This is a genomic window from Polaromonas sp. P3_C2 (genome assembly GCF_056402675.1).
Map to the genome: position 1 here is coordinate 1 of NZ_JBFUGX010000727.1, position 2,302 is coordinate 2,302.

Annotated in this window: 3 protein-coding genes; 2 read left to right on the forward strand and 1 reads right to left on the reverse strand. The window is 60.2% G+C overall.

Features of this window, described 5'->3' with window-relative positions:
- A partial coding sequence (locus tag AC1DWI_RS21235; protein WP_477725685.1) for an AMP-binding protein occupies nucleotides 1–1,048 on the forward strand: 1,048 nt, incomplete at its 5' end.
- A 149-nt stretch (nucleotides 1,049–1,197) separates the two neighbouring features.
- Here the strand turns inward: AC1DWI_RS21235 and AC1DWI_RS21240 are convergent.
- Nucleotides 1,198–1,863 carry a YiaD family glycine zipper/OmpA-like lipoprotein gene (locus tag AC1DWI_RS21240; RefSeq protein WP_477668085.1) on the reverse strand — a complete coding sequence of 222 codons (666 nt, stop codon included), beginning with the start codon at nucleotides 1,861–1,863 and terminating at the stop codon, nucleotides 1,198–1,200.
- Between the two features lie 272 nt (nucleotides 1,864–2,135).
- Between AC1DWI_RS21240 and AC1DWI_RS21245 the strand changes: the two genes are divergently transcribed.
- Nucleotides 2,136–2,302 (forward strand): aldo/keto reductase (locus tag AC1DWI_RS21245; RefSeq protein ID WP_477725686.1); only part of this gene is annotated, 167 nt, incomplete at its 3' end.

A 2,302-nucleotide genomic window follows, 5' to 3' on the forward strand; every position in this document is an offset into this window, starting at 1 on the left:
ACATAGGAGCGCCTTCACCGCCGTCAAGACCAAGGCCGACGAAGGCGCGATCCTGATCTACACCAGCGGGACCACCGGCCCGCCCAAGGGTGCGCTGCTGCCGCATCGCGCCTTGATTGGCAACCTGCCTGGCTTCATCTGCAGCCAGAACTGGTTTGGCTTTGACGGCAAAACCAATAAAAAGTCGGACGCTGTTTTCTGGTCCCCGGCAGACTGGGCGTGGACAGGCGGCCTAATGGACGCCTTGCTGCCCAGCCTTTACTTCGGCCGGCCCATCGTTGCCTTCAACGGCCGCTTCAGCCCCGAGCTGGCCTTCAGCCTGATGGCGGAACAGGGCGTCACACACACCTTTTTGTTCCCGACGGCGCTCAAGGCCATGATGAAGGCCTACCCCAGGCCCGCGCAGCATTTCAAGCTGAAACTGCAGGCCATGATGAGTGCCGGCGAAGCCGTGGGCGATGCGGTGTTTGCGTACTGCAAGGATCAGCTCGGTGTGATCGTCAACGAGATGTTTGGCCAGACTGAAATCAATTACGTGGTGGGCAACTGCAGCATGAACAGGGTTCATGGCGAGCGCAGCGCCGGGCCGCCCCAAGCAAGCTCAGCCCCCTCGGGGGGCAGCGCATTACACGAAGTGAAAAGCGTGGGGGCCCTCTGGTACGAAGGCCGTGCCGACGACGTCTTCAAGGCCGCCGGCTACCGCATCGGCCCCGGTGAGATCGAGAACTGCCTGGTCAAGCACGCAGCTGTCGCCAACGCCGCCGTGGTGCCAAAACCCGACCGCGAGCGCGGTGCAGTCGTGAAAGCCTATGTGGTGCTCGCTCCTGATTTGATAGCTGCTCGCGCAAGCCACTTGGGCGGTACAGCCCGATTTGATGATGAACTAACGCTGCAGCTGCAAGCCCACGTCAAGACCATGCTGGCACCGTATGAGTACCCCAAGGAGATTGAGTTCATAGAGGCGTTGCCCATGACCACGACGGGTAAGGTGCAAAGGCGCGTGCTGCGGTTGCAAGAGGAAGAGCGCTTCAAAAACTCAGCAGGCTGACAAAGAAGCACCCATGAAAAAAGCACCCGAGGGTGCTTTTTGTTGCGCTGCCAGCAGGGGCCGGGATCTGGCTTTGCCAGTCCCAAGGCGCCTGTCCCCTGCAAGGGGAGGTGGCGCTACACGAAGTGAGCGCCGGCAGGGGTGTTCAGTTACCTAGCTGCGACTTGTTCGGCCACGTAGATTTCAACGCGGCGGTTCTTGTCGCGGCCTTGCTGCGTGTTGTTGTCGGCCACCGGCTCACGCGAACCGCGGCCGTCCGTCACGATGCGGGTGCGTGCCACGCCGCGGCTGACCAGATAGTCGCGGGCCGAATCGGCACGGTCAATGGACAGCGGGTTGTTGATGGCGTCAGAGCCGGTGTTGTCGGTGTGGCCGATGATGGTCACTGTCGTCACCGGGTTCTGGTTCAGGCTGGTGGCGAACTGGTTCAGGATAGGTGCGAAGTTCGGCTTGATGGCGGAACGGCCCACGTCAAAAGAAACGTCGCTGGGGATGTCGAGCTTCAGGCGGTTGTCGGTGGTCTGGCTGACGGCTACGCCGGTACCAACAGTCGCCTTTTCCATCGCAGCTTTCTGGTCCTGCATTTTCTTGGACCAGATATAACCACCGCCGGCACCCACAGCACCGCCCAGAACAGCACCGGTGGCTGCGCCTTTGGATCCGCCGGTCGCTGCGCCCAGCACCGCGCCTGCTACGGCGCCAATACCGGCGCCCTTGGCGGTGCCCTGCTGTGTTTCGCTCATGTTGGCGCAGCCGGAGATGGCCAGCGCGGCCAGCGCCGCACAGGTAATGGATGTGATGGTCAGTTTGTTCATGAAATGCTCCTCGGAAAGTTAATGTAGGTAATCTAGGTATGGGAGTGAAGGAGAGCGGTTGTCGGTCTCACTTCAATCAGCAGCGCATTAAAGCGCGGGTGTGTGAATACTAGGCATGCAAAAAGTGAGCAGTTGTAAGACAAGGGCGCGATATAGGCGAGCCTGCACGCCGTTTGCGGAGACCTTAAACTAGCCGTTTTGTCAATTTCGTGAATTCCGTCACAGCGTTTTTGCTGTCGTACGGCCTCTTCCATCTCACATGTGGCTCCTCCATGAATAAAGTTCAACTCGGCTCCAGCGACCTTCACGTGACCCCCATTTGCCTGGGCACCATGACATTCGGTGAGCAGGTGGATGAGCCCACGTCCCATGCCATCCTGGACCGCTCGCTGGAGCGCGGCGTCAACTTTCTCGACACCGCCGAAATGTATTCAGTGCC

Excerpts from the sequence above, each read along its gene's own strand:
- AC1DWI_RS21240 (WP_477668085.1), bottom strand. The coding sequence starts at position 1,863 with ATGAACAAACTGACCATCACATCCATTACCTGTGCGGCGCTGGCCGCG.